This is a genomic window from Stenotrophomonas sp. ZAC14D2_NAIMI4_6 (assembly GCF_003086875.1).
GTDB lineage: Bacteria > Pseudomonadota > Gammaproteobacteria > Xanthomonadales > Xanthomonadaceae > Stenotrophomonas.
This window is the reverse complement of record NZ_CP025996.1, coordinates 3,590,495-3,609,758: the sequence shown is the minus strand read 5'-3', so window position 1 is coordinate 3,609,758 and position 19,264 is coordinate 3,590,495. Positions and strand designations below refer to the sequence as shown.

Annotated in this window: 17 protein-coding genes; 8 read left to right on the top strand and 9 right to left on the bottom strand. The window is 68.6% G+C overall.

Annotated elements, in window-relative coordinates; translation table 11 throughout:
- Positions 1 to 246: 246 nt before the first annotated feature.
- Complete coding sequence (locus C1933_RS16490) at positions 247 to 687, bottom strand: universal stress protein (protein WP_108754122.1); 441 nt, start codon at positions 685 to 687, stop codon at positions 247 to 249.
- A gap of 142 nt (positions 688 to 829) precedes the next feature.
- On the opposite strand from C1933_RS16490, the gene C1933_RS16485 reads away from it, so the two are divergent.
- From C1933_RS16485 to C1933_RS16470, 4 genes are all read left to right on the top strand, one after another.
- Positions 830 to 1,738 carry a LysR family transcriptional regulator gene (locus C1933_RS16485; protein WP_108754876.1) on the top strand — a complete coding sequence of 303 codons (909 nt, stop codon included), beginning with the start codon at positions 830 to 832 and terminating at the stop codon, positions 1,736 to 1,738.
- Between the two features lie 234 nt (positions 1,739 to 1,972).
- Entirely contained in the window at positions 1,973 to 3,487 is a 1,515-nt protein-coding gene (locus C1933_RS16480) for an MFS transporter (protein ID WP_108754121.1), read from the top strand.
- A gap of 23 nt (positions 3,488 to 3,510) precedes the next feature.
- Positions 3,511 to 4,548, top strand: a complete 1,038-nt coding sequence (locus C1933_RS16475) for an HlyD family secretion protein (RefSeq protein WP_108754120.1) — start codon at positions 3,511 to 3,513, stop codon at positions 4,546 to 4,548.
- On the top strand, positions 4,545 to 5,957 hold the full coding sequence (locus C1933_RS16470) for an efflux transporter outer membrane subunit (protein ID WP_108754119.1): 1,413 nt from the start codon (positions 4,545 to 4,547) through the stop codon (positions 5,955 to 5,957). Before C1933_RS16475 ends, C1933_RS16470 begins: the two co-directional genes overlap by 4 nt.
- 105 nt (positions 5,958 to 6,062) lie before the next feature.
- Here the strand turns inward: C1933_RS16470 and C1933_RS16465 are convergent, their stop codons facing one another.
- From C1933_RS16465 to C1933_RS16445, 5 genes are all read right to left on the bottom strand, one after another.
- Positions 6,063 to 6,401 (bottom strand): hypothetical protein, encoded by a 339-nt coding sequence (locus C1933_RS16465; RefSeq protein WP_108754118.1) that lies wholly within the window; start codon positions 6,399 to 6,401, stop codon positions 6,063 to 6,065.
- Between the two features lie 68 nt (positions 6,402 to 6,469).
- On the bottom strand, positions 6,470 to 7,411 hold the full coding sequence (locus C1933_RS16460) for a DegV family protein (protein WP_108750563.1): 942 nt from the start codon (positions 7,409 to 7,411) through the stop codon (positions 6,470 to 6,472).
- A gap of 93 nt (positions 7,412 to 7,504) precedes the next feature.
- Positions 7,505 to 8,137: a 2-hydroxychromene-2-carboxylate isomerase gene (locus tag C1933_RS16455; protein ID WP_108754117.1), complete on the bottom strand. Its 633-nt coding sequence runs from the start codon at positions 8,135 to 8,137 to the stop codon at positions 7,505 to 7,507.
- Positions 8,138 to 8,155: 18 nt separating this feature from the next.
- Positions 8,156 to 9,418, bottom strand: coding sequence for an amidohydrolase family protein (locus tag C1933_RS16450; RefSeq protein ID WP_108754116.1), 1,263 nt, complete (start codon positions 9,416 to 9,418; stop codon positions 8,156 to 8,158).
- The gene (locus C1933_RS16445; protein ID WP_108754115.1) at positions 9,418 to 10,827 is read right to left on the bottom strand and encodes an amidohydrolase; all 1,410 of its coding nucleotides are present in this window, start codon (positions 10,825 to 10,827) and stop codon (positions 9,418 to 9,420) included. The genes C1933_RS16450 and C1933_RS16445 overlap by 1 nt, the downstream gene beginning before the upstream one ends.
- A 265-nt stretch (positions 10,828 to 11,092) precedes the next feature.
- Here C1933_RS16445 and C1933_RS16440 point away from each other — a divergent pair, with 265 nt between their 5' ends.
- From C1933_RS16440 to C1933_RS16430, 3 genes are all read left to right on the top strand, one after another.
- Positions 11,093 to 14,479, top strand: a complete 3,387-nt coding sequence (locus C1933_RS16440; RefSeq protein WP_108754114.1) for an autotransporter serine protease — start codon at positions 11,093 to 11,095, stop codon at positions 14,477 to 14,479.
- A gap of 120 nt (positions 14,480 to 14,599) precedes the next feature.
- Entirely contained in the window at positions 14,600 to 15,376 is a 777-nt protein-coding gene (locus tag C1933_RS16435; protein ID WP_108754113.1) for an AMP nucleosidase, read from the top strand.
- Between the two features lie 44 nt (positions 15,377 to 15,420).
- Positions 15,421 to 15,960 (top strand): DUF924 family protein, encoded by a 540-nt coding sequence (locus C1933_RS16430; RefSeq protein WP_108750569.1) that lies wholly within the window; start codon positions 15,421 to 15,423, stop codon positions 15,958 to 15,960.
- A 138-nt stretch (positions 15,961 to 16,098) separates the two neighbouring features.
- On the opposite strand, the gene grxD is transcribed toward C1933_RS16430, so the two are convergent.
- A complete protein-coding gene (gene grxD / locus C1933_RS16425; RefSeq protein WP_108754112.1) occupies positions 16,099 to 17,025 on the bottom strand; it encodes a Grx4 family monothiol glutaredoxin in 927 nt (308 codons plus the stop codon).
- Positions 17,026 to 17,084: 59 nt separating this feature from the next.
- On the opposite strand from grxD, the gene C1933_RS16420 reads away from it, so the two are divergent.
- The gene (locus tag C1933_RS16420; protein WP_108754111.1) at positions 17,085 to 17,864 is read left to right on the top strand and encodes a polysaccharide deacetylase family protein; all 780 of its coding nucleotides are present in this window, start codon (positions 17,085 to 17,087) and stop codon (positions 17,862 to 17,864) included.
- A 66-nt stretch (positions 17,865 to 17,930) separates the two neighbouring features.
- Here the strand turns inward: C1933_RS16420 and C1933_RS16415 are convergent, their stop codons facing one another.
- Together C1933_RS16415 and C1933_RS16410 are read right to left on the bottom strand one after the other, a co-directional pair.
- Complete coding sequence (locus C1933_RS16415) at positions 17,931 to 18,641, bottom strand: class I SAM-dependent methyltransferase (protein ID WP_108754110.1); 711 nt, start codon at positions 18,639 to 18,641, stop codon at positions 17,931 to 17,933.
- Positions 18,642 to 18,645: 4 nt separating this feature from the next.
- Positions 18,646 to 19,263, bottom strand: coding sequence for an SGNH/GDSL hydrolase family protein (locus C1933_RS16410; protein ID WP_108754109.1), 618 nt, complete (start codon positions 19,261 to 19,263; stop codon positions 18,646 to 18,648).
- Position 19,264 lies beyond the last annotated feature (1 nt).

The window sequence follows — 19,264 nt, the reverse complement described above, 5'->3', positions numbered from 1 at the left end:
GCACCTACCAGAGCCGGGCATGAACGCGGTAGGAAGTGCCAACCAAGGTTGGCACCTACCAGAGCCGGGCATGAACCCGGTAGTGGCCAACCTTGGTTGGCCGTCGTTTCCGGAAGTGCCAACCAAGGTTGGCACCTACCAGAGCGGTGCATGAACCCGGAAGTGCCAACCAAAGTTGGCACCTACCAGAGCGGTGCATGGACCCGGAAGTGCCAACCAAGGTTGGCACCTACCAGAGCGGGCCGGTCAACCGCCCCGCGTTTCCACCAGCACCGGGCACGGTGCGTGGTCCAGCGTCCACTGCGCTACCGAGCTGTCGAGGAGGCGCTGCAGGCGCGACAGGTGGCGATGGCCGATGACGATCAGATCGGCGCCCAGCTCGCGGGCCTGGGCGCTGATCACTTCGCCCGGGTCCCCGGCCGGCAGCAGCGAGCGCGCATCCACGCCGCGTTCGCGCAGCTGCGCCGTGGCGTCCTGCAGCAGACCTTCGGCCTTGGCCTGCTGGCGGGCGGCCGCCGGGTACTCGCAGCGGTCGGCGTCGCTGGCGCCAGCGGGCAGGGCGAACTCGGGATCGAGCACACACAGCAGGTGTACGCGGCTGCGCGGCCCGGCGACGTGGGCGACCAGGTCCAGCAGCGGGTCGTGCTGGCGGCCGCCATCGAGGGCGACCAGCAGGGTGGTGAACATGGGGAGGTCTCCTTGGCAGGCGGTGATGGTCGCCCATGCCGCAGCGCGCACCCATGCCGTGCGGCGCAGGCAATGCGTGCATAGGATGCAATCGACGTCGGGCTGGAGTGTCGTAGAGTCATTCCATCTGTTGGAGACCGCCATGCCCCTGCCCGACCTGAACCTGTTGCTGGCCCTGGACGTCCTGTTGGACGAAGGCAGTGTCGCCGGGGCTGCGCGGCGCATGAACCTGAGCGCGCCGGCGATGAGTCGCACCCTGGGGCGGATCCGCGAGGCGCTGGGCGACCCGGTGCTGGTGCGCGCCGGCCGCGGGCTGGCGCCGACCCCGCGCGCGCTGGAGCTGCGCGAGCAGGTGCGTGATGTGATCGAGCAGGCGCACCGGGTGTTCAACGATGGTCGCGAAGTGGACATGCTGACCCTGGAGCACACCTTCAGCATCCGCGCCAACGATGTGTTCATCGGCAGCTACGGCGGTCGCCTGCGCGAGGTGTTCCGCCAGCAGGCGCCCGGTTGCACCCTGCGCTTCATGCCCGAAGGCGATACCGACGATGACGCGATGGTGCAGGGGCGGATCGACCTGTACATCAGCACCGCCGGCAAGCACACGCAGGAAACCAAGGTGCAGAACCTGTTCACCACGGCATTGCTCGGCGCGGCGCGCGAGGATCATCCGCTGTTCGACGGGGATATCACCGCCGAGCGGTTTGCCGCCTGCGATCACATTGCCGTCTCGCGGCGTGGCATCGCCCATGGGCCGATCGATGACGAACTGGCGCAGATGGGCCTACGCCGACGGGTGGCGATGGTCATTCCCACCTTCCATGGCGCGATCTTTGCGGCGGCCGCTTCGGACCTGGTGTTGCCGCAGATGCCGAGCGTGATGCTCGACCGCATCACCTACATGGGGCTGCCACTGCGCATGTTCCCGCTGCCGGTGTCGGTGCGCACCGTGGCCCTGGTGCAGGCCTGGCACCCGCGCATGGACAACGACCCGGCGCACCGCTGGCTGCGCCGCGCGATCAAGAGCATGTGCGACGCCGACGCCCCGTAGAGTCGAGCTTGCTCGACTGCTTTCGCCTGATCCCGCGCAGGGCAGTCGAGCAAGCTCGACTCTACGAAGCATGGGCACCATCGACCTGTCCTACCGTGCGTTGCACGCACGACTGGCATCGCACCCACACCATTTTTCGCAGTAGTGGGCCTGCCTAGACTGCGCTCCCCACCTTCACGGAGCGCACGCCATGTCGCTTCACCTGCCGTGCGCTGCACGGATCGAGCCGCGCCGATGAGCGCGGTCACCTTGCCCAGCACGCCTGCCGCGCCCGTTCCCGCCGCCTTCGATCGCCGCATCGTGGTGGGCCTGTGCGGCGTACTGCTGGTCGTGCTGCTGTCGGGCTTCAACGAAAACGTCACCAAGGTCGCACTGGCCGACATCCGCGGTGCGATGGGTTTCAGCGTGGATGAAGGCAATTGGATCACCGGCATCTACAGCGCCATGTCGGTCAGTGCCATGGCGTTCGCGCCGTGGTGCGCGGTGACCTTCTCGCTGCGCCGCTTCGGCCTGGTGATGATCGCGGCCTTCATGCTGCTGGGCGTGTTGTGCCCGCTGGCGCCGAACCTGCCCTCGTTCCTGCTGCTGCGTGCGCTGCAGGGCCTGGCCGGCGGTGCGCTGCCGCCGCTGCTGATGAGCGTGGCGCTGCGCTTCCTGCCGCCGGGCATCAAGCTGTACGGCCTGGCCGGCTATGCGCTCACTGCAACGTTCGGGCCCAGCATGGGCACGCCCCTGGCGGCGCTGTGGGTCGAGCATGCGGGGTGGCAGTTCGCGTTCTGGCAGATCGTGCCGTTCTGCGTGGCCGGCATGCTGATGGTGGGCTGGGGCCTGCCGCAGGACCCGCTGCGGCTGGAACGCTTTGCCCAGTTCAACGGCGTGGGCCTGGCCCTTGGGTTTCCGGCGCTGGTGATGCTGGTGCTGGGCCTGACCCAGGGCGCGCGCCTGGGCTGGTTCGATTCGCCGCTGATCATCGCGTTGCTGGGCGGCGGCGCGGGCCTGCTGGTGCTGTTCTTCATCAACGAATGGTTCCACCCGCTTCCGTTCTTCAAGCTGCAGTTGCTGGCCCATCGCAACCTCAGCTATGCGCTGGTGACCTGCATGGGCGTGCTGTTCGTGCTGCTGGCGGTCATCTCCATCCCGTCAAGCTTCCTGGCCAGCGTGCAGGGCTACCGTCCGCTGCAGACGGCACCGATGTTGCTGTGGGTGGCGCTGCCACAGGCGCTCGCATTGCCGCTGGTGGCCACCCTGATGAACCAGCGTGCGGTGGATTGCCGCTGGGTGCAGGCGGCCGGATTGCTGCTGCTGGCAGTGGCGTGCCTGCTGGGCGCGCAGCTGGACGTGCAATGGAACCGCGACAACTTCCTGTGGGTGCAGCTGCTGCAGGTGGTGGCGCAGCCGATGGCGGTGCTGCCGTTGCTGCTGCTGGCCACCACCGGCCTGGCGCCGCAGGACGGCCCGTATGCCTCGGCCTGGTTCAACACCGTCAAAGGCTTCTCTGCGGTGTTCGCCGGGGGCGTGCTCGATGCGGTCGGGCAGTCTCGCCGCCACCTCCATTCCACCGCCCTGGTCGACCACCTGGGCAACCAGCCGTGGTTGCCGGCCAGTGCCGATCTGCCCGCGCGCCTGCACGCCCAGGTGCAGGCACTGACCTCGGCGGACCTGTACTGGCTGGTCGCGCTGGTGGCCCTGGGCTGCCTGCCGCTGCTGCCGTGGGCCACCCGTGTCCATCCGCCACGTGCCGTGGCCTGACCCCCTTTCGCAAGGAACCCTCCATGACCGTCAACAAGACAACCCTCAACACCGGCCTGGCGCTGGGCGTGCTGGCCCTGGCCATCGGCGGCTGGCTGCTGCTGCGCGATGGCCGCTACCAGCGCACCGACAACGCCTATGTCAATGCGGATTTCACCGTGGTTGCGCCGAAAGTGGCCGGCTTTGTCAGCAGCGTCGAGGTGCAGGACAACCAGACAGTGAAGGCCGGCGACGTGCTGGCCCGCATCGATGACCGCGACTACCAAGTGGCACTGCAGGCCGCACGCGCCGACCTGGCCAATGCGCGTGCACAGCTGGCCAATGCGCAAGCGGCGCTCGCCCAGCAGGGCTCGCTGATCGAACAGGCGCGGGCCAGCGTGGATGTCAGTCAATCCGAACTGACCCTGGCCCGTGCCGACCAGCAGCGTTACCGCGCACTGGCCAGCGACGGCGCCGGTACGGTGCAGAACGCGCAGCAGGCGCAGTCGAAGCAGGCCGTGGCCCGTGCCCACCTGCAGCAGGGCCAGGCCGCGTTGAGCACCGCCCGCCAGCGCACCGACATCCTGGCCGCAGGCGTGCAGTCGGCGCAGGCGGCGGTACAGCGTGCCGAAGCGGCGCAGGCCCGTGCCGAGCTGGACCTTTCGCATACCGAGCTGAGGGCCCCGATCGATGGCGTGGTCGGTCGGCGTGCGGTACGCGTGGGTGCCTACCTGACCCCAGGCACTGCGGTGGCGGCGGTGGTGCCGCTGCAGCGTGCCTTCGTGGTCGCCAATTTCCAGGAAACGCAGATGACCCGCATGCGCGCGGGGCAGCCGGTGGAACTGACCGTGGATGTGTTTCCCGGTACCTCGCTGCGTGGCCACGTCGACAGCATCGCGCCCGCCACCGGAGTGACGTTCGCTGCGGTGGCACCGGAGAACGCTACCGGCAACTTCACCAAGGTGGTGCAGCGCATTCCGGTGAAGATCGTGCTGGAACCGGGCCAGCCGTTGCTGGACCAGCTGCGTGCCGGCATGTCGGTGGAAGCCCGCGTGGACCTGCAGGGCGGGGAGGGCGCATGAGCGCGCGCAGCGTGATGCAGGCACTGGCCAGCGCGTTGCTGTGCGTGGCACTGGCGGCCTGCACGATGGGCCCGGATTTCGTACGCCCGCAGGCTGCGCTGCCGGCGCAGTGGCAGGGCGAGGCGGTGGCCAGCACGGCCATCGACGATGACGCGGCCTGGTGGGCAGGCTTCGATGATCCGCTGTTGGGGCAGCTGGCACAGCAGGTGTTGCAGTCCAACCTGGATCTGCAGCTGGCCGCCAATCGCGTGCAGCAGAGCCGGGCGGCGCGTGGCATCAGTGCGGCCGATCGCCTGCCGTCGGTGGCGGCCACTGCCAGCGGCGTGCGCGCGCGCAACAGCGAAGCGGGCCTGAGCGATCCTTCCGGTAATGCAGGGCGCGATGACTACGGCCTGTTCCAGGCCGGCATCGGCCTGAGCTGGGAGCTGGATCTGTGGGGCCGCGTGCGCCGCCAGGTGGAGGCCGCCGACGCGCGCGTGCAGATGGCCGAAGAAGATGCGCATGCGGTGCGCATCGCGCTGCTGGCGGAAACCGCACGCAGCTACCTGCAGCTGCGCGCGACTTCGCAGCTGCTGACCATTACCGAGCACAACCTGGGCATTGCCGCCGACATCCAGCGGCTGACTGAAGCACGCCAGCGGCAAGGCGTCGCCACGACCCTGCAGGTGTCGAGCGCGGCCGCGCAGGTTGCCGCGCTGCAGGCGCGCATCGCCCCGCTGCGGCACCGCCAGTCACAGCTGCGCAATGCACTGGCATTGCTGCTGGCCAGGCCGCCGCAGGCGCTGGATACCCTGCTGCAGGACGCGCGTGCCGACTGGCCGGCATTGCCTGCCGTTGCGGTGGGCCTGCCCAGTGAACTAGCCGAACGCCGCCCGGACATCCGCCGTGCCGAAGCGGCGTTGCATGCGGCCACGGCGAACATCGGCGTGGCCAAAGCCAGCTTCCTGCCGCGTATCACCTTGAACGGCGATGCCGGGTTCCAGGCAAAACAGCTCGATGACCTGGACGGATGGGATGCCCACCGCTTCAGCATCGGCCCGTCGATCAGCCTGCCGATCTTCCAGGGCGGGCGACTGCAGGCCAATCTGGCGCTCAGCCGCCTGCAGCAACAGCGATCGGCGCTGCAGTTCCAGCGCACGGTGCTGCAGGCCTGGCATGAAGTGGACGATGCCATCGATGGCTATGCCGCCGAACAGCAGCGCAGTACGCAGCTGCAGGTGGCGGTGGCGCAGAGCGAAACCGCGCTGGGTGCCGCGCGCCGCCAGTACCAGGCCGGCGTGGTGGATATGCTGGATGTCTTGAGTACCCAGCGCATCGCGCTGGACAACCAGGCCGCGCTGGCCAACAGCCAGGCCGCGGCCGCCATCGCCCGGGTGGAGCTGTACCGCGCGCTGGGTGGTGGCTGGTAGCGCGTGGCCAGAGCCGGGCATGAACCCGGTAGTGGCCAACCTTGGTTGGCCGTCGTTTCCGATGAGTGCCAACCAAGGTTGGCACCTACCAGAGCGGTGCGCTGCTTACCGCACGTCGCGCAGTTCCCAATGGTGGCCGGCCAGCAGGCGCAGGCGCTGCTTGAACACATCGCTGTCGATGCGGGTGGTGGCCACCAGGTTGATGCGCAGGTCCTTCTGTTCGCCGGTCACGGTGGCGTCCGGGTCGGTCACGCCCCACTGCGGTTCCACCGCATCGGGATCCGGCTGCTTGGCCTTCCAGCGTTCGAACAGGGTGACCGTGCGCAGCGCGTCCTGCAGTTCTTCGGCGAAACCGCCGGCACTCTGCGAATGGAAGGACAGGTCGGGGTCGTTGCCGCGGGCCTTGGACGGGTCGGGCAGGCTGATGTGGTACTGCGCAGGCATGAGGGTTCTCCTTCAGAGGTGGCAAGGCTGGCACAGTGGCGGTGCAATGCGCGTGTAGGCGCGCGCCGTCAATCGAAGGCGTGCGGGCCGTCGGCGAAGCCCACCGTCACCGCGCCCTTGCCCACGTTCACCATGCCGGTCAGGCTCATCACCGCTTCGTACACGGCTACGCCGTGCGCGGCACAGGTTTCCTTCAGCGCCGCATAGCCGGGCAGGGCACGCAGTTCGTCCAGTTCACCGCCGTAGCTCACGCACACCGTGGGGGTCATCAGGCCGGCACGGACGCGCTTGCCGACCACGCCGAACAGCTTCTGCACCGCATTGTCGAAGCCCTTGATCTTGGCCACCGGGCCGGTTTCGCCGCGGTACCCGTGCAGCACCGGCTTGATGTCCAGTGCGCTGCCCAGTGCGGCGCTGATCAGGCCCACGCTGCGGTCGCCCTTGTGCCGGGCGCGTGCGCGCATGTAGTACAGATCGCGGGTGACCATGTAGCCATGCACGTTGCCGGCCAGCGCTTCCAGCCGCTCGCGGATCTGCTGCACGCTGGCGCCGCTGTCGCGCAGGCGCACCGCTTCGATGGCGGTGACCGCCTGCGCGGCGAACAGGTTCTGGGTGTCCAGCACGCGCAGCGCGAAGGGCGAATTGAAGCCCGCCGCCTGCCGCACCGGCTTGTAGTCGTTGAGGATGGCGAAGCTGGCCTGCAGCGCGTTGTCGTGGATCGGGCTGCGGGTCTTGGTGATGGTCATGCAGAACACGTGGTCGTAATCGATCACCAGCTGCTGCAGGAACAGATCGCGGATCTGGTTCACGCTGAAGGGAATGGTTTCCGCTTCGGCCCCGTGTTCGGCCACGTGTGCGTGCAGGAAGCTGAGCGTGGCCTGCTCATCACGGTGGTCGGCCAGTACCGCTTCGCCAATGCGAACGGTGATCGGCAGCAGCACGATGTTGTGCGCGGCAATGAAGTCCTGCGGCAGGTCGCAGGCCGAATCGACGACGATTCCGATGCGCATCCGGCTCCCCCTCCAGGGCGGTTGTAGGTTCGGAAAGTGTGAAAACTATCTCAAAACCGAGCCGGGCGCGCGAGGGAATTACGCCATGCCTGTTCAGCGATTGCGCTGTACCGCCACTGGAAGCGTTATCACGTGCTGCCATTCCGGTTGCTGCAGCAGGCCGGGGTCGGCCAGCACCGCGGCCATCATCGGGTGCGCGTCGTTGCCCCAGAACAGTTCGCCGTCGATGGACAGGGTCGGCACGCCGAACACGCCGGCGTCGATGGCCGCGTCGGTGTTGCGGCGCAGCTGTTCCTTGATGGCCGGGTCGGCCAGGGCGGCTTCCACGTCATCCACGCCCAGCCGCTGCGCTGGTTCGCGCAGGGCCTGGGCGCTGTCGGCGCTGTTGCCGTCGCGCCAGATCCAGTCGAACAGCACATCCACCGCCTGCGCACTGCCGCCGGCGGCCAGGCACAGGCGCAGCACGGCCAGCGGGTTGAACGGATGCCCCGGCGGAAAGCGCAGCGACGTGCCTTCGGCCTGCGCGGTCCACAGCAGCTGGCGGTAGATGAAGCGGCGCTTGGCCGGAATCTCAGCCGGCCCCAGGTTGCCCAGGTGGTGCAGGATCGCGCCGAAGGCGATCGGCACCGGCTGGATGCGGGTGAACTGCGGCAACTGCTTCAGCTTCTGCCAATGCAGGTAGGAATAGGGCGAAACGAAGTCGAAGTACCAGCGCAGGGTGGCCATCGGCGTGATCTCGGTCGGTCAGGGCAGGGTGGTGCGCTGCAGGTAGCGGTCACGCAGTTCGGTCTGGCGCGAGCGCATGGGCATGGTGCGGCCGCCCAGCCAGACCTGTTCGGCATAGTGGGCCACATCCAGCGGGTCGCCTTCCCACAGCACCAGGTCGGCGCGCTTGCCCGGTTCGATGCTGCCGATCTGGTCGGCCACGCCCAGCACCTGCGCCGGTACCCGGGTCAGGCCGGCCAGGCCATCGGCCCAGGGCAGGCCGTTGGCCACTGCATTGCCGGCCAGCTGGCGCATCTTGCGCGCGTTGTGCGACGCGTCTTCGCGCTGGGCGAAGGCCACCGGCACGCCGGCCCGCTGCAGGCGCGCGGCGTTTTCCAGGCTGGCGCCGATCTGGTCGAAGGTGCTGGGCAGGTTGCCCAGCGCATCCACGAACACCGGCACCTGCGCAGCGGCCAGCTCCGGCGCCAGCTGCCAGGCTTCGGCGCCGCCGGCAATGGCGATCTTCACCTTCTCGCGCGCGGCCCAGCGCAGCAGCTGGCGGATATCGGCGGCGCGGTCCACCTCCACCACGATGCGGCCCTGGCCACCCAGGTAGCGGGCCAGCGTGCGCCGCCCGGCCGGAGTCAGCAGCGCATGCGGTGAATCGGCCGGGACCTGGCCGCGGGCCTCGTCCACCATCTGCTGCAGCAGCATCCACTGGGCGGCACGCGACTGCCCGGTCAACTCGGCTGCGGCCGCACCCAGGCGCAGGTACAAGGCACGTGGGCCGATCGGGTCGGCACTGCCGTCCAACCGCACCACGCCGCCCTGGCCGGCCACGAAGCCGCCGCCGGTATGCGCGCCCAGCGCGGTGAAGCCGATGCCATCCAGGCGTGCCACCGGCACCAGCACCGAGGCCGGGTTGTAGGCCAGGGTGACGTCGAATTCCGGGCGCAGCGGCTGCTCGCCGATCTTCAGTGTGCTGTCCACCGTGCTCGATTCACCGGACACTTCCTCAATGCCGATCTCGGTGATGCCGCCGAACAGGGCCGGGGTCAGTGGGCGACCGTTGGCCTCCACCACCGTTACCCCGGCCGGCGCGGCCAGGCCCGGCCCAACCGCGCGGATCAGCCCGCCCTGCACCAGCACGTCGCTGTTCTGCAGGCTGCCGCGCGCGCCAGCGGTATGCACCGTGGCATTGCGCACCAGCAGGTCCTGCGCCGACGCCGTACCGGCCAGCAGCAGCAACAGCGCGGCGGTAGCGCCGGGCCATGGCCGGCGGCGTTTGTTCAACATGCCCATCAGCGCACCTCCTGGCCAAGCTGGAAATCAGAACGCGGCGTGGCCTCGGGCACGCTGCGGTCATACAAGCGCCGCCCATCGATGAACACCTGCTCAGCCAGGGCATAGGAACTGAACGGGTTGCCGTTCCACACCACCACGTCGGCCATCTTGCCGGCCTCCAGGGTGCCGGTCTGGCCCTCGATGCCCAGTGCCTTGGCCGCGTTGGCGGTCATCCAGGTGATCGCCCGTTCGGGTGCGATCGCCGGCATCTGCGCGCGCCGCGCGGCGGCGATCACTTTGGCCGCTTCCTGGTTCAAGCGCTGGATGCCTTCGGGCGAATCGGAGTGGACGATGGCGCAGCTGTTCTGGGGCCGGTCCACCAGTGCGATGTTCTCGGCAATGCCATCGAAGGCTTCCATCTTGAAGCCCCACCAGTCGGCCCACAGGGCGCCGCAGACGCCGTCGGCGGCCAAGCGGTCGGCCAGCTTGTAGGCTTCCACGCCGTGGTGGAAGGCGGCGACCTTGAAGCCGAATTCCTTGGCCAGGTCGAGCATGGTGGCCATTTCGTCGGCGCGGTAGCAGTGGATGTGCACGCGGATATCGCCCTGGATCGCCCCGGCCAGGGTGTCCAGTTTCAGGTCGCGCTTGCCGCCGGCATCGCCAGCGCTGTCGCCCTTGTCGCTGCCGAACCAGCCCTTGCGCTTGGCCGGCTTCGGGCTGTTCTTGGCGATGTAGTCGGCGGCATCGATGAAGGCGGCGCGGTAGCCGGCCACGTTGCCCATGCGGGTGCCGGGGGCCACGCCCTTGCCGCCGCCGTAGACGCGCTTGGGGTTTTCGCCGCAGGCCATCTTCAGCCCCCACGGCGCGCCGGGGAATTTCATCGCCTGGTAGGTGGTGGCGGGCACGTTCTTCAGCACCACGCCGCGCCCGCCCACCAGATTGGCCGAGCCGGGCAGCACCTGCATGCTGGTCACGCCACCGGCCAGCGCGGCCTGGAAGCCGGGGTCCTGCGGCCACACCGAATGCTCGGCCCAGACGTTGGCGGTGACCGGTGCGGTCATCTCGTTGCCATCGCTGTGCGCGCCCACGCCGGGGCTGGGGTAGACGCCCAGGTGCGAATGCACGTCGATCAGGCCGGGGGTGACCCACTTGCCCTGCGCATCGATGCGGGTGACGCCCGCATCGGCCTGCAGCTGCGGGCCGACCGCCACGATGCGGCCATCGCGCAGCAGCACGTCGGCATTGTCCAGGCGCTGGCCGGTGCCGGTCAGCACGGTGGCGTTGTGGATCAGCACCGGCGCGCCCGGCTGGGCCCGGTAGGTGCTGGGGTAGGGGTCGGCCACGAAGCGCGACGCACCCACGGCCGGCGCCGAAGTCAACGAAACCAGCGCCAACCCTAGAGCAGCGCGCAACACCATCGAAGCCATGCAGATTCCCCAAACCCCCACGTGAATCCAGCGACGCTATCCGTCGTCGGTGCCACTTGCCAAGTGACGTTGGGCAGGGGCCGAGAAGAGCGGGGTAGGAATTTCCCTATACAGAAATTGTGAATCAAGCATTAATTTTTTGTGATACCTGCCGCTACCACCCGGTGGGTTAGCGCGCGCTGATCCGCCGCGAGGGTGTTCTTTCCACTGCTCCATGACGGAGCCGCACCTGAAACATTCCATGGAATCAAGGACGTAACTGCAGATGACTGTCTCCCCGTCGTACCGTTCCACCGCTTCCCGCCGCTCCATCCTGCCCTCCCCCCTGGCCTCGGCCATCGTTGGCTCGCTGCTGATGGCCGCCGCCCTGCCGGCCCTGGCCCAGGACAGCAACGCAGACGCGCTGTCGCGCTACCAGTTCCAGCGCAGCCTGCAGGCCGCGTTTGCCGCCCCGGTCCTCACCGCTTCGCCGTCGCTGAAGATCATTGCCGCCGACGTTGAAGTCGATCCGGAACCCATCATGGGCAAGCCGGGTGATGCCGCCAGCTGGCGCACCACCGAATTCAACAGTGACTGGGGCCTGCAGGCGATCAACGCCGATGTGGCCTACGCACGCGGCCTGACCGGCGCCGGCATCCGCCTGGGCGTGTTCGACAGCGGCACCGGCCTGGACCACGACGAGTTCGCCGGCAAGGACCACCGCAGCATCCACCTGGCCGACGTGCTGGCCGATGGCAGCCTGTGCGCACGCGAAGTGCTGGATGGCCCGGATGCCTGCTTCGCCAGTGACGGTGACCAGGTGGCCGTGTCCTACCAGGTGCTGGATCCGGACTATGCCGCGCTGCTGGAACGCAACGGCTTCTACGAAGGCCTGAGCTACAACATCCACGGCACCCACGTGTCGGGCACCATCGCCGCCAACCGCGATGGCAACGGCACCCACGGCGTGGCCTTCGGCGCCGACCTGAGCGTGGCCCGCCTGTTCTCCAACAGCGCCACTTACCTGTCGGTGGTGAACATCGGCGGCAACCTGTACCTGGACGAGCAGACCATCGCCGCCATCCAGGCCGATGATTCGATCTACCCGCAGCTGTACGCGCAGATGAACGAACAGGGCGTGCGCGCGATCAACCACAGCTGGGGCCTGGCCAACGAGCCGACCACCGCTGAAGACCTGGACCTGTACCAGTCGCACCCGGTGTTCGCCGCCAGTCTGGCCGCGATGGCCGAAGGTTCGCGCAGCAGCGGCCTGATCCAGGTCTGGGCCGCAGGCAACACCGATGCGCCCAACACCTCGCCGGAAGAAGCGCCGATCGCCGGCATGTATGCCTCGCTGCCGCGCGCCATCGCCGACATCGAGCCGTACTGGCTGGCCGTGGTCAACGTCAATGAAGACCTGGAGCTGAGCAACCGCTCGATGCGCTGCGGTCTGGCCGCGAACTGGTGCCTTGCCGCACCGGGTTCGAACATCAACTCGACCGTGTACGGTCCCGACTCGGTGATCGAAGGCGATTTCTATGACGACAACGGCAACCTGGTGGTGGACATCATCAGCCAGACCCCGTCGTCCGATTACCAGGAACTGAGCGGCACCTCCATGGCCGCCCCGCACGTCACCGGCGCGCTGGGCCTGCTGTTCGAGCGCTTCCCGTACCTGGACAGCGCGCAGGTGCGCGACGTGCTGCTGACCACCGCCACCGACCTGGGCGCCGAAGGCGTGGACGATGTCTACGGCTGGGGCCTGATGAACCTGGCCGCGGCCGTCGAAGGCTACGGCTCGCTGCGCGTGGATACCGACGTGGTGATGAACCAGAAGGCCGGCGGCCTGAAGGTGTGGGAAGGCGATGCGTGGGATGACTGGACCAACGACATCGGCGGTCCGGGCAAGCTGACCAAGAGTGGCATCGGCTGGCTGCGCCTGAGCGGTGACAACAGCTTCAACGGCGCCGTGGTGCGCGAAGGCGTGCTGGAGCTGGACGGCGTGAACACGCTGACCAGTGCCGTGGACGTGACCGGCGGTACCTTCCTGCTCAACGGCACCCTGCAGAACACCGCGCTGAACAGCCTGGGCGGCACCAGCCGCATCACCACCACCGGCGTGCTGGACGGCTCGGACCTGACCGTCACCGGCGGCGTGGTGTCGTTCAACGGCGTGCAGACCGGCGGCAGCACCTTCGTCGGTGAAAAGGGCACGCTGAAGGGCGTGGGCCAGCTGGGTGACACCACCGTGGCCGGCATCATCGCCCCGGGCAACTCCATCGGTACGCTCACCATCAACGGTGACTACGTGCAGACCGCCACCGGCGTGTACCAGGCCGAAGTGGCCCCGGGCAGCCGCAGCGACCAGCTGCACGTGACCGGTACCGCCACCCTGGGCGGCACCCTGGTGGCGCTGCCGGAGCCGGGCATCTACTACCTGGGCGAGCAGTTCAACTTCATCCAGGCCGACGGCGGCGTGAACGGCCAGTTCGCCACCACCGATTTCAGCGCCTTCTCGCCCTTCATGCAGTTCAGCCTGGCCTACACCGCCGCTGGCGCGCGCATTGAAGTGACCCGCGGCAACGCGCTGGCCACCTCGGCCACCACTGCCAACCAGCTGGCCGTGGCCACCGTGGCCGACGGCCTGGCGGTCAACCAGGGCCTGCCGCGTCCGCTGACCATGCTGTTCCCGGAACAGGTGGGCAGTGCACTGGACAGCCTGAGCGGCGAACTGCACGCCGCCACCAGCGTGGCCCTGCTGGAAAGCAGCCGCTACGTGCGTGATGCCGCGCTGGCCCGCCGTGCCGGTGCCGCTGCACCGGGTGCCGAAGGCGGCGACGCCACCGGCGTGTGGGTGCAGGCCCTGGCCGGCAGCACCACCCTGGACGGCAACACCAACACCGCCCGCACCGAAGCCAACAGCAACGGCCTGCTGGTCGGTGCCGACCGCGAGTTCGGCGGCTGGCAGGTGGGCGTGCTGGCCGGTACCGGCCGCACCGACGTGAAGCAGGGCGAAGGCCGCCGTGCCAAGTCGAAGGTGGACAACACCCACTTCGGCGCCTACGCCAGCCACAACTGGGGCGGTTTCGGCCTGCGTGGTGGCCTGGCATGGAGCGAACACGAGGTGGACAGCACCCGTGAGCTGGCGTTCGCCGGCTACAGCGACACCCTGAGCGCCCGTTACGACGCGCGTACCCGCCAGGCCTTCATCGAAGCGGCCTACCGCTTCGGCGGCCGCGAGGCCGGCCTGGAGCCCTACCTGCAGGTGGCCCGCGTGGAAGTGGACACCAAGCACGTGAACGAGCGTGGCGGTGCCGCGGCCCTGCAGGGTTCGGTGGATGACGTGCGCACCACCCTGGCCACGGCCGGCGTGCGCTTCGACAAGGGCCTGAAGGCGTCGTTCCAGCAGGACAGCTGGCTGCACGTGCGCGGTGCGGTGGCCTACCGCCACGCCAGCGGCGACCGCAACCCGGCGGCCCGCCTGGGCTTTGCCAGCGGCGGCGACAGCTTCGTGGTCAACGGTGCCCCCATCGCCGACAGCGCGGTGGTGGCCGAACTGGGCCTGTCGGCCTGGCTGACCGCCAAGCAGCAGCTGGAACTGGGCTACAGCGGCCAGTTCGGCGACGAAAGCCGCGACCACGGTGCCAACCTGCGCTGGTCGGTGCGCTTCTAAGCCACCGGTTCCCGTAGGGAGATTAGAGGGGGGGCGGCCGCAGGGCCGCCCCCTTTCTTTGTGTGGCAGGGCAGGTGCAGCGTTGCCTACAATGGCCCCCCCTGCAGCACCGGACCGGGCATGAAGAGCAAACAGGAAATCGTCGACAACTGGCTGCCACGCTATACCGGCGTGCCGTTGGACCAGTTTGGCGAGCACATCCTGCTGACCAACTTCGGCGGCTACCTGCACACCTTTTCCGAACTGACCGGGGCGCCCATCGTCGGCCTGGACCGGCCCATGGCCAGTGCAACCATCGATGGCATCACCCTGATCAACTTCGGCATGGGCAGCCCGAACGCGGCCATCATCATGGACCTGCTGTCGGCGGTGATGCCCAAGGCGGTGCTGTTCCTGGGCAAGTGTGGCGGCCTGAAGCGCAAGAACGCGCTGGGCGACCTGGTGCTGCCGATCGCCGCCATCCGTGGCGAAGGCACCTCGGGCGACTACCTGCCGCCGGAAGTGCCGGCCTTGCCGGCCTTTGCCCTGCAGCGTGCGGTGTCCACCATGATCCGCGACCTGGGCCACGACTACTGGACCGGCACGGTGTACACCACCAACCGCCGGGTCTGGGAACACGACGAGGCCTTCAAGGAACGGCTGCGGGCCATGCGCTGCATGGCCATCGACATGGAAACGGCCACCGTGTTCGCCGCCGGCTTCGCCAACCACATTCCCAGCGGCGCCCTGCTGCTGGTGTCCGACCAGCCGATGATCCCGGACGGGGTGAAAACCGAGGCCTCCGATGCCAAGGTCAGCTCCCAGTTCGTGGAAAACCATATCCAGATCGGCATCGAGGCGCTTAAGCTTATCCGGCGCAACGGCAAGTCGGTCCGCCACCTGCGCTTTGACGAATGATTGATGACGGCCTGGCGCGGCGCGCGGGGCCCTGGGAGTAGGTGATGGACGTTGCCGCGCAAGTGGTGGAATTCTGGAGCGAGGCCGGCCCGGCCAAGTGGTTCGCGCGCGACGATGCGTTCGACGCGCGTTTCCGCGAACGCTTCCTGGACGAGCATTACGCCGCCGCGGCGCGTGGCCGCGAACACTGGCTGGGCAGTGCCGAAGGCGCGCTGGCGCTGATGCTGCTGCTGGACCAGTTCCCGCGCAACTGCTTCCGCGGTACCGCCCATTCCTATGCCACCGATGGCCTGGCCCGGCACTACGCCATGCGTGCCATCGAAGAAGGCCTGGACCTGCAGCTGGTGCCCAAGCTGCGCGCCTTCATCTACCTGCCGTTCGAACATTCCGAAGATCCGTTCGACCAGGATCGTTCGGTGGCCATGTTCGACGTGTTGGGCGACAAGGAATACCTGCAGTACGCCGAACTGCACCGCGACATCATCCGCCGCTTCGGCCGCTTCCCGCACCGCAACGCCGTGCTGGGGCGCATTCCCAGCCCGGAAGAGCTGGATTACCTGGCCGAAGGTGGCTTCGCGGGGTAGATACACGCCCTGCGTGGATGCAAAAAAAACGCCGGCGGATGCCGGCGTTTTCTGTGCTGGGGCCAGAGCCCTTTCCTGCGGAAAGGCAGGGTCAGATCCCTTTCCGCAGGAAAGGGCTCTGACCCATACCGCGGCCGATCAGTACTTCGGCACGCCGTTGTCCACTTCGTCCGACCAGGCATCGATGCCGCCGGTCACGTTGAACACCTTGGTGAAGCCCAGGGTGCGGAACTGTTCGGCGGCCTGCGCACTGCGGCCACCGTGGTGGCACAGGAAGGCCAGCGCGGTGTCCTTGGGCAGGGCTTCCAGCTCGGCACGGCCGTTGCCGTCGAAGCTCTTGAACGGCACGCCCACCGCGGCGATCGCGCGTTCGTCGGCCGGGCGCACGTCCACCAGGGTCACGTTGCCGGCGCGCACCAGATCGTCGGCGTCGCGCACGCTGATTTCCTGCACCGGCTTGGGCGCGTTCGGGTTGTCGATGGCCAGGCCCTTGCCGCGGATATCGTCCACCCAGTCGATGGTGATGCCGTCGGCGCGGCGCGCGCTGGACAGGTCGAACTGCACGCGCAGGCCGTTGGATTCGGCGGCGATGGCGCTGTCGTCATGCGGGGCCAGCTGGAAGTTCGGCTGGAAGCGTGCATCGATGGTCAGCTGCAGCGAGGCACCGGGCGCATCGGCCAGCGCGCCCTTCAGCATTTCCACTGCGGCCGGGGTGACGGTGATGCGCGGTGGTGTGCGGTCCGGTGCGGCCAGGCCCAGCACGCTGCTCAGTTCGCCGCTGGCGGCCATCTGCAGCACGATGTCGCTGCCGCCGACCAGTTCGCCGTCGATGTACAGCTGCGGGATGGTCGGCCAGTCGCCGTAGGCCTTGATGCCTTCACGGATCTCCTGGTCGGCCAGCACGTTCACGTGGGCAAAATCCACGCCCAGATCCTGCAGGGCGCCCACGGCCTTGGCCGAGAAACCGCACTGCGGCATGGACGGCTGGCCCTTCATGAACAGCACGACGCGGTTGGCGTTGAGGAGGGATTCGATGCGCGAACGCAGGGCGGGATCGAGGGACATGGCAGTCGTGGTCCGGGAAATTCGAATCGCTCATTCTACGCCCCATGGCATCATGGGGCATGACCAACGCAGGAACATTGCATCGCATCCCGTCCCGGCCCTGGCGCTGGCTGCCCTGGCTGGTGGCGTCGCAGCTGGCCGTGATCCTGCTGTGGTGGTGGGCCGGCTGGGTGTGGGGGTTGCCGTTGATGGTGGCCAGCCACGCGCTGTTCCTGGTGCCGGTGTTCCTGCCCAACAGCCGCTTCTACGCACCGGTGCTCGACCGCCTGCCGGCCACCGGCAACAGCGTCTGGTTGACCATTGACGATGGCCCCAGCGCCGAGACCCCAGCCGTGCTGGACCTGTTGGATCGCCACCAGGCCAAGGCCACGTTCTTCCTGGTGGGCGAACGCGCATTGGCGCATCCGGCCTTGGTGGCCGAGATCCTGCGCCGCGGCCACGACCTGGGCAACCACAGCCACACCCACCCGCAGACCCGCTTCTGGCGGCTGGGCCCGGCAGCGATGCGGGCCGAGATCGAGGCCTGCCACCATGCCCTGCAGGCGGTCGCCGGCCGGCCCGTGCGCTGGTACCGCTCGGTGGTCGGCATGACCAACCCCTTCGTGGCCCCCGCGCTGAAGGCGCTGGGTCTGGTGCGGGTGGGCTGGAGCGCGCGCGGCTTCGACGGCGTGGGCTGCACCCCCGACGGTGTGCTGGCGCGCCTGCTGCCCGATCTGCAGCCCGGTGCCATCGTGCTGCTGCATGAAGGCGCCGCGCACGGGCACAACCTGGCCATCATCGAACGGGTGCTGCAGGTGTTGGACGAGCGTGGCCTGAAGGCCGAACTGCCGGCCGCATGACCGGTAGCGCCGGGCCATGCCCGGCGAGCGCAGCGGCCCGCAGGTAATCCGCCGGGCAGGGTCCGGCTAGCGCTGGGCCACCAGCAGCCAGCTGTTGAACGGTGTGCGCCCATGCAGCGGACGCACCTGGCCGACCTGCAGGCCGCAGTCGGCCAGGGTGGCGCGCAACTGCGCCGGGTCCGGGTAGTGGCGCGGGCGTGTGCCCATCCAGCCCACCAGCCAGGCCAGCCGGTCGGCCACCCGGGTGGTGCGGTCGCGGCGGTCGCCGGTGGCCAGTGGCGTGCGCAGCAGCAATCGCGCGCCGGGGGCCACGCGCGCGCTGGCGGCCTTCAGCAGCTGCAACTGCGGCTGCGCATCCAGATACTGCAGCACGTCCAGCAGCAGCACGTGGCCCTGTTGTGCCGGCAAGGGCGCCTGCACGTCCAGGCAATCGAACCGAACGTCGGCCAGGCCGGTGCCGGCGCGCTGCGCACGGGCGATCTTGGCGGCGTCCACATCCACGCCCAGATACGGTGCGCGGCGGCCACGCTGGCGCAGCACATGGGCGAACAGGCCCAGCCCGCAGCCCAGGTCCAGCAGCGGCTGGCCATCGTCGGGCAGGTGCTGCAGCACGCCGTCATAGAGCGGATCGCTGCCCAGCTTGCCGCGGGTGTAATAGTAATCGCGGCGGTTGCCCCAGGCCTGCGCAGGCCGGAAGGCTTCGGCAATCGCCCGCGCCTGTGCGGCATCGAGCGGTGAACAGTGCAGCGGTGTGCCGTTCCGTGGCGTGCCGTCCATGGGCTCAGTCGGCCCCTGCCAGCATGCGCGTGGCCACCGGCAGCGCCCGCGCGCTCCACAGCGCATACATCGCCGCCGAAGGGTGCAGCCCGTCATCGGCAATCATCGCCGGGTCGTGGCCGTGCGCACGGCTGATGTCGGTGATATCCACGAACGCCACGCCGTGGGCTTCGCTGATCGCGGCAGCGGCCGCATTGAAGGCATCGGTCTGCGCGGCTACCTGGGCCAGATCGCGGCCACTGCCGGCGCCGAACGGGGTGAAGCCCCAATCGGGGAAGGACAGCACCAGCACGCGTTCGGCGCGCCCGCCGGCAAAGCCGATCGCGCGCTGCAGAAGGGCCTGGAACTGCGCGCGGTACTCGTCCAGCGCACGGCCCCGGTACTGGTTGTTCACCCCGATCAGCAGGCTGACGAAGTCAAACGGACCCTGCGGCGCGGCCGCATCGATGCCCGCATCCAGTTCGTCGGTGGTCCAGCCGGTGGTCGCGATGGTCTGCGGTTCGGCCAGTGCCACGCCCTCGGCCCGCAGCGCCGCGGCCAGCTGGTGTGGCCAGCGGCCATCAACGTCCACCGCTTCGCCGATCGTGTACGAATCGCCCAGCGCCAGGTAACGCAGCGCCACG